The following is a 7,998-nucleotide window of genomic DNA, read 5'->3' as shown; positions in this document are numbered from 1 at the left end:
GGAAGCGCGGCCGGCCGCCGCTAGAATGGGACTCCCGCAGAAACCAAACCGAGGGGCGCCGCGCCCCGCGCCGGAGTCACGAGTCTTGCAGACGCCATATGAATTTCTGATCGGTCTCACCTATACGCGCCGGGGTCGCCGGGGCCGTCGCCGCGACGGCTTCATGTCCTTCATCTCCGGCATTTCGGTCGCGTCGATCGCCCTCGGCGTCGCCGCGCTCATCATCGTGCTCTCGGTGATGAACGGCTTCCAGAAGGAGGTGCGCGACCGGATGCTCGCCGTCATCCCCCACATCGAGGTGACGGCCGTTCCGGGGCCGCTCGAGGACGCCGCAGGACTTGCCGCGCGCCTTGAGGTGCGCAGCGACGTCCTCGCCGCCGCCCCCTACGTGCAGGGACAGGGGCTCTTCAATTCGGGCGACGTCGTGCGCGGCGCCCTCGTGAAGGGCGTCGACCCCGCGGCCGAGCCGAAGGTGAGCGACATCGCGCAGAACCTCACCGGGGGCGCGAAGCTCACGGACCTCGCGCCGAAGCGCTTCGGCGTGATTCTTGGGCGCGACCTCGCGCGGGCCCTGGGCGTGCGCACGGGCGACAAGGTGGCGCTCCTCGTCCCGCAGGGGAACATGACCCCGGCGGGGCTGATGCCGCGCATGCGCCAGCTCACCGTGCTGGGCTACCTCTCCTCGGGGCACTACGAATACGACTCGACCATGGCGCTCCTCAACATTGAGGACGCCGCGGCGCTCTTCCGCACCGGCGGTCCGCAGGGCCTGCGGCTCAAAACCTCCGACATGAACGACGCGCCGGCGATCGCGCGCTCGATCGCCGCCGGGCTCCCGCCCGGGGTCTACGCCTCGGACTGGTCGCGGCAGAACCGCACCTGGTTCGCGGCCGTGCAGGTCGAGAAGCGCATGATGGGGATCATCCTCTTCCTCATCGTTCTGGTCGGCGCCTTCGGCCTCGTCTCCACGCTCGTGATGACCGTGAAGGAGAAGCAGAGCGACATCGCGATCCTGCGCACGCTCGGCGCCTCGCAGGGCTCGATCATGGCGATCTTCATGATCGAGGGGACGATCGTCGGCCTGGTCGGCGTCGCCGCGGGCGTCGCCGCCGGGCTTCTCGTCGCCGAGAACGTGGGCGCGATCGTGAGCGCGATCGAAGCCCTCATGGGGGTGGAGTTCCTCCCGAAGGAGATCTACTTCATCAGCACCATGCCCTCGGACCCGCGGCTCTCGGACATCGTGCCGATCGCGGTCTTCTCCTTCCTCCTGTCGCTCGCCGCCACGGTCTATCCGAGCTGGCGCGCGGCGCGCATTCACCCCGCGGAGGCGCTGCGCTATGAATGACGTGACTCCCGTGCTCCTCGCCGAGCACGTCGCCAAGGCCTACCGCGACGGCGCGGCGGCCGTCCCCGTCCTGCGGGACGTGAACCTCTCGGTGGCGCGCGGCGAAACCGTTGCGATCCTCGGCGCCTCCGGGTCGGGGAAGTCCACGCTCCTGCACCTCCTCGGCGGCCTCGACGCCCTTGACGGCGGGCGGGTCGCCATCGTGGGCGAGACGCTCTCGGGGCTCTCCGAGCGCGCGCGCGGGGCGCTCCGGAACCGCCGCCTCGGCTTCGTCTATCAGTTCCACCACCTTCTTCCCGAGTTCTCCGCGCTCGAAAACGCGGCGATGCCGCTCTTCATCCGCCGCACGCCGCGCGCCGAGGCGCTCGCGCGCGCCAAGGTGGCGCTCGAGGCCGTGGGGCTCGGGCACCGCCTCGAGCACCTCCCGTCGCAGCTCTCCGGGGGCGAGCGGCAGCGCACGGCGATCGCGCGCGCCCTCATCACCGAACCGGCCTGCGTGCTCGCCGACGAACCGACGGGCAACCTCGACGAGGAGACCGCCGCGCAGGTCTTTGAATCGCTCCTCACGCTCGCGCGCGGCCGCGGCTCGGCGATCGTGATCGTCACGCACGACCGCGACCTCGCGCGCCGCTGCGACCGCACGGTGCGGCTCGCCGACGGCGTGCTCGTTCCGGTCGAGGGCTGAGGCGCTCCGCATTCCTTCTTCCGGGAGATTCGTCATGGGCTTCATCGACACGCACTCGCACCTCTGGGTCGAGCGGCTCGACGCCCGCCGCGGCCGGCTTCTTCACGAAGCGCGCCGCGCCGGGGTGGAGAACATGCTCCTCTGCGCGGGCGGCCCCTCGAACTGGGAGAAGACCGCGCAGTGCGCCCGCGAGGCGGGGCTCGGATACCTCCTCGGCGTCCATCCGCTCGCGCTCGACGAGGTGGGGGAGGAGACGCTGCGGGACCTGCGCCGCACGGTGGAGGAGGCCCTGGACGACCCCTTCTTCATCGGCATCGGCGAAGTGGGGCTCGATGGATTCGTGCCGGGGATCGACCAGGCGAAGGCCGAGGCGGTCTTGCTCGAAGAGCTCCGGATCGCGCGCGACTTCGCGCTGCCGCTTTCGATCCACGTGCGCCGGAGCGCCTCGCGCACGCTCGGCCTCTTCGGGCGCGTCGCCCCGGCGGGCGGCGCCGTGCACGCCTTCAACGGCTCCGACCACGAGCGCGCGGCCTTCCTGAAGTTCGGCCTGCGGCTCGGCTTCGGGGGCGCCGCGAGCTATGCGGGGAGCCTGCGCATCCGCCGGCACCTCGCCGAACTGCCCGACGGCGCCTGGCTCCTCGAGACGGACTGTCCCGACATGCCCGGGAGCCTCCGGCGCGATGCGGCGCCCCCCGAGAGCGAACCCGCCGACATTCTCGAAACCGCGCGGACGGCCGCCCAGCTGCGCGGCGCGACCCTCGAAGCGGTCGCCGAGGCTTCGCGCGCAGCCGCGCTCGCCGCCTTCCCAAGGCTCGGGGCGCTTCTGGAGCTCCCCGGCGCCTTTGCGAACCGCCGCTAGGGGACGCCCTTCCTCGAGAGGCGCCGACGGCGCGCCCGCTCCCCCGCCGCGCATTCCGGAAGGCCCATTCCCGCGCGGAACCGTCGTTCCGGGCGATACACTTCAAATGCACAGATTTTTGAACAGAGGGATTTCCCGAATGGCTCCTCCGGAGCTGGTCGTCCCTCAGCGTCCTCAGGAGACTTCTTGTGAGTGAAGAAAAAATGGACCGCGTCTTGGTCGGCGTCTTCGGTCTTGACCGTCCGGGCATCGTTTCGGCCGTGTCGGCCGTCATCACGCGCCGCGGCGCCAACCTCGAGCAGGTGAGCCAGGTGACGCTGCACGGTCAGTTCGCCCTCATGTGCGTCGTGCAGAAGCCCGTCGACGTGACGAAGAACGACATCGAGGGCGACCTCACCGACGAGATCCGCCGCCGCAAGCTCAACCAGGCCGTGCTCGTGCTCGACTTCGTCGAGCCGCCCGAGGCCGCTCCGGGCGAGCCCTACGTGATCAGCATCTGGGGCCCGGACCGCAACGACATCATCACGACCTTCTCGAAGATCCTCGCCGAGCAGCGCATCAACATCGAGTCGCTGCGCGCCTTCCCGATCGAGGACGGTCAGTCGCTGCAGGTCTTCGAGGCGACCATCCCGATGGAAGTGGACCGCCGGGCGCTGCACCGCACGCTCATCGACCGCGCGCAGGCGATGGGCCTGCGCTGCAACCTGCAGCACCGCGACATCTTCGAGGCGATCCACCGCGTCAAGGTGGAGTAGTCCGCCGCCGCACGATCCTCCACGAACGAACAAACGAACATATTCAGGAACACACCAACATGCTGACCGACCGCGAGGTTCTCTCCACCATCAACATGCTCCGCTCGGAGCACCTCGACGTGCGCACCGTCACGATGGGCATCAACCTCTTCGACTGCGCGAGCTCGGACTTCGACAGCTTCGCCTACAAGGTCCGCGCGAAGATCTCCCGCTACGCCTCCAAGCTCGTCGAGACCTGCGACCTGGTGGGCGACCGCTACGGCATCCCCGTCGTCAACAAGCGCATCTCCGTCTCCCCGATCGGCACCGTGGGCGCCGCCTTCTCGCGCGACGAGATGGTGAAGGCCTGCCAGGTGCTCGACGAGTCCGCCAAGGAAGTGGGCGTGGACTTCATCGGCGGCTTCGGCGCGCTCGTTGAGAAGGGCATGACCCCGGGCGAGAAGAATCTGATCGACGCGCTCCCCGAGGCGCTCGCCACGACCGACCGCATCTGCTCCTCGATCAACGTGGGCTCGACCAAGGCCGGCATCAACATGGACGCCGTGCGCCTCATGGGCGAGCGCATCCTCGACGTCGCCGAAGCGACGAAGGACCGCGACGCGATCGGCTGCGCCAAGCTCGTCGTCTTCTGCAACATCCCGCAGGACGTGCCCTTCATGGCCGGCGCCTACCTCGGCGTGGGCGAGCCCGACGTCGTAATCGACGTGGGCGTCTCGGGTCCGGGCGTCGTGAAGAAGGCCCTCGACCGCGCCTTCCGCGCCAAGGGCGACTACCTCACGATCACCGACGCGGCCGAGGTGATCAAGCACACCGCCTACAAGGTGACCCGCGTGGGCGAGATCATCGGCAACGAGGTCGCCCGCCGCCTCAACCTTCCCTTCGGCGTTGCCGACCTCTCGCTCGCCCCGACCCCGGCCGTGGGCGACAGCGTGGGCGAGATCTTCCAGTCGCTCGGCCTCTCCTCGATCGGTGCGCCCGGCACGACCGCGATCCTCGCGATGCTCAATGACCAGGTGAAGAAGGGCGGCGTCTTCGCCTCCTCGCACGTGGGCGGCCTCTCGGGCGCCTTCATTCCGGTCTCCGAAGACAGCGCCATCGAGGCGGCGGCCCGTTCGGGCGCCCTCACGCTCGAGAAGCTCGAGGCGATGACCTCGGTCTGCTCGGTGGGCCTCGACATGATCGCCATTCCGGGCGACACGCCCGCCGCGACCATCTCCGGCATGATCGCCGACGAGGCGGCTATCGGCATGATCAACGGCAAGACCACCGCCGTGCGCGTGATCCCCGTCCCGGGGAAGACCGTGGGCGACGTCGCCGTCTTCGGCGGCCTCTTGGGTGAGGCGAGCATCATCCGCGTCCCGGGCGGCGACGCCTCGGGCTTCGTGAAGCTGGGCGGCCGCATCCCGGCGCCGATCCACAGCCTGCGCAACTGACGGCTGAAAGGCGCGCTCGCAATTCGAGGCGCGCCGCAAAAGTGTTGCATCCGCGCGCCGGTTCCTTCGGGAGCCGGCGTTTTTTTTTTGTTTGTATCCAACGCGCGTCTCCACTTGATCCTCTAGGGATTCAAACCCACGGTGTTTGGTGAAAATTCGTATAACAGGCGTCAAGAGGTGGTCGGCGAGCGCCTCCGGCAGGGGGTGAGGGGGAAGGGTTTTCCGTAGGGAGGATAAACCGCATGCGGTCGGGAAAATGTTTCTCCCCCGGCCCCCCGCGCGGACTTCCCGTCCGGCGGTGCGGCCGGTGAAGAAAACGATGTTTCACCACCACACCCTCAACGACACCATGACGATCGACCGCTCCCGCAAGCCGACCGCCGGCACTGGCCTGCGTACGCCGCTTCTTCAACAACGCCCCCTTCCTGCGCTTCTCGGACTCCTCTTTGCCGCAGGGCTCGTCCATCTGCCGGCCCCGGCGGCGGCCGGCGACTCGACGGCCTGGACGGTGACGGGCGCCGAGGCGCTGACGGACGGCGCGTTTGAAGCGTACGACGCCGTTGAAGTGACGAAGGACGGCACGCTCACGATGTCGGGCGGCTCAATGCTCACGACCACCGACTTCACGCTCAAAGGCGGCTCGGTCTCGCTCACGGGCGACCTGACCGCGGCCTATGCGGCCGGCACGACGACCCTCGCTGGCGGCACGCTCACGCTCGACGACGGGGCCGCATTCGACGGCCTCGACTACAACGTGTTGGACGAATACGTCGGGCGCCTCGAGCTCGGCCCCGAGGCCGAGCTCGTCCTCCGGGGCGGCGCGCGGATGACGATGGCGGGGCTTGAAGCCTCGGGCGGACTGATCCGCGTCGAAATCCGCGGCGCCGCGGATTGGGAGCGGCCCATGCTGCTCGAGGCGGGCGACTTCGTCGTGAAGGGCGACGTGAGGGTCGAGCTGGGCGCCGCCGACGACCTCGACGGGGACCATCCCGGCGGCGACGGCGCGGGCGGGGAGGTCGTCGCATTCCGGCCGGCGGCCTTCAGCGCAAATTCCATACGGGTGGACGAGGGGGCGCGCCTCTTCGTCCGCGTTTCGCAGGGCGGCGTCTTCACCTGGGGCGCGGCGGAGGGGCTCTCGCCGAGCACGGAAATCCCCGACCTGGGGAGGCTGCTGATCGCGTCGGACGCCGCGATCACGAACCGGCACTTCTTCGCCGTGGGTGGAGCGTCGGCGCCGGCGGCGGGCGCGCCCAACCTCTTCGTCGCCTCCGGAGCGGTGCTCGAACTCCGGGGGGACGGGGCAAAACTCAAGACCGAGGCGGGAACGTGGACCCACTTCGACACGGGCGCCGTGCTCTGGATCACTTCGGGCGAGGAGCGCGACGACGACGTCCCGGCCACCTTCAAGCTCACGCAGGCGGACTTCACCGAGGGACGCGTCACGGGGCTCGAATCGGTGGTGGTGCGCGTGGATTCGAGCTTCAAGGAGGGGGAGCTTTACCTCCTCGAGGACGGGACTCTGGGCGTGCGCATGGAGAGCCTCGCCTTCTCCGGACCCGTCGGGGACTTTCTGAACGGCATCTACGAGGTGCGCCGTGACGTCACGACGCCCTCCTGGTACCGGACGCTCTTCTTATCGAGCCTCACGGCCGACGAGGTCGCCGAGTCGGTGGTGAAGCTCGGGTCGGCTGCGGCCGCGGCGGGCACCCGCGAGCGGCTCGCACAGAAGACGGCGGGACTCTCCTTCGAGCTCTTCGACGTGCTTGACGCGGCCGAGCTGCGCGGGTCGGTGCCGAAGCGCGCGCAGGAGGACGCGTTTCTGCGCAGCATGCCCGCGGTGATGACGAACATCCCGGTGATCATCGAGGCGAAGTCGGGCGAAACGCGCACCGAAACGGAGCTTCCCGCCCTGGGCTTCGCCAAGACCCTGCGCACGGACGACACGACCGTTCAGGGGGCGTTCGTTCTCGGACGCGACGACTGGCGGGTGGGGCTCTTCGGCGCCTTCATCGAGCACGACTTCAGGGCGGACGCGCCGAACTCCCGCCTTCCCCTCACGGGCTCGAGCGAGGCGGCGGCGGTCTCCCTCTTCGCGGCGCACCCGCTTTGGGACGGGCGGCTGCTCTTCGACCTCGCCTGGAGCGAGGCGACGGATAGCCTCTCCGTGCCTTCGGCGCGCGACACGCTGCGCGCCGAGGGCGTGAAGCGCACGCTCTGGAGCGCCGGGGCGGCCTGGGAGCGCACGCTTCTTGCGAGCGACGCCTGGTCGGTCGCGGGGCGCGCGGGACTGCGCGGTTGGCGCTGGGAGGATTCCGAGGCCCAATGGACGGCCGTGAGCGGCAAGGTGCTCAAGGTTGAGGAGTCCGGGGGCGGCGCCCTCTCGGCCTCCGTCGGACTCGCCGCCCGCACGGGGTTTGACCTGCCGAGCGCCTCAGGATTTCTGGGCGACTGGCTCCCGACCCGGGTCGAAGCTTCGCTCTGGGGCGACCTCACGGGGATGACGGGGTCTCGCCCGACCCTCACGCTGTCGCTCCCCGAAGTGACGGCCGCGCGCTCCTCTCTTCCCGGGCCTGAGCCCAAACACTTCAGGGTGAGCGCCGGGGGTTCGGTCGCGGTGCAGTTCCCCGAGACGCGGTTCGAGCTCTCGGGGATGACCTCGCGGGCGGGCGGCGGCATCCGCTCTCACACGCTCTCGGTGCGGGCGACGTGGCGCTTCAACGAGCTTTGAGGCGATCAGGCGAAAAGAATCCCGCGGCCCGGGGAAATGCGTCCGGGCTGCGGGAGGCGGCATGCCTGAAGGAAATGGTGAAGAGCGCGGCGGTCAGCGGACGCCGTCGGGTTCCTCCTCGGGGGGGCTCCACGAAAGCCGGCCGAGGGAGCCCACGAATTTATTCGTTGGGAGGAATCGGTCGAAAGGTCGT

The 7,998-nt window shown here is 69.4% G+C and carries 6 protein-coding genes; all 6 read left to right on the top strand.

Annotated features, from left to right (window positions below):
• Window positions 1-85 precede the first annotated feature (85 nt).
• The 6 genes from ACT6Y9_RS06725 to ACT6Y9_RS06700 all read left to right on the top strand — a co-directional run bounded on the left by ACT6Y9_RS06725 (window position 86) and on the right by ACT6Y9_RS06700 (window position 7,805).
• The gene (locus ACT6Y9_RS06725; protein ID WP_443743957.1) at window positions 86-1,345 is read left to right on the top strand and encodes a lipoprotein-releasing ABC transporter permease subunit; all 1,260 of its coding nucleotides are present in this window, start codon (window positions 86-88) and stop codon (window positions 1,343-1,345) included.
• A complete protein-coding gene (locus tag ACT6Y9_RS06720; RefSeq protein ID WP_443743956.1) occupies window positions 1,338-2,030 on the top strand; it encodes an ABC transporter ATP-binding protein in 693 nt (230 codons plus the stop codon). The genes ACT6Y9_RS06725 and ACT6Y9_RS06720 overlap by 8 nt, the downstream gene beginning before the upstream one ends.
• Window positions 2,031-2,064: 34 nt before the next feature.
• Window positions 2,065-2,889, top strand: a complete 825-nt coding sequence (locus ACT6Y9_RS06715) for a TatD family hydrolase (protein ID WP_443743955.1) — start codon at window positions 2,065-2,067, stop codon at window positions 2,887-2,889.
• A gap of 188 nt (window positions 2,890-3,077) precedes the next feature.
• Window positions 3,078-3,644: a glycine cleavage system protein R gene (locus ACT6Y9_RS06710; RefSeq protein WP_443743954.1), complete on the top strand. Its 567-nt coding sequence runs from the start codon at window positions 3,078-3,080 to the stop codon at window positions 3,642-3,644.
• A gap of 59 nt (window positions 3,645-3,703) precedes the next feature.
• On the top strand, window positions 3,704-5,077 hold the full coding sequence (locus ACT6Y9_RS06705; protein ID WP_295479446.1) for a PFL family protein: 1,374 nt from the start codon (window positions 3,704-3,706) through the stop codon (window positions 5,075-5,077).
• 307 nt (window positions 5,078-5,384) lie between these two features.
• Entirely contained in the window at window positions 5,385-7,805 is a 2,421-nt protein-coding gene (locus ACT6Y9_RS06700; RefSeq protein ID WP_443743953.1) for a hypothetical protein, read from the top strand.
• Window positions 7,806-7,998 lie beyond the last annotated feature (193 nt).

Origin of the sequence: Sutterella sp., assembly GCF_052272535.1 — a bacterium.
In the GTDB taxonomy this organism is placed as follows: domain Bacteria; phylum Pseudomonadota; class Gammaproteobacteria; order Burkholderiales; family Burkholderiaceae_F; genus Sutterella.
This window is presented reverse-complemented; position numbering and strand designations above follow the sequence as displayed.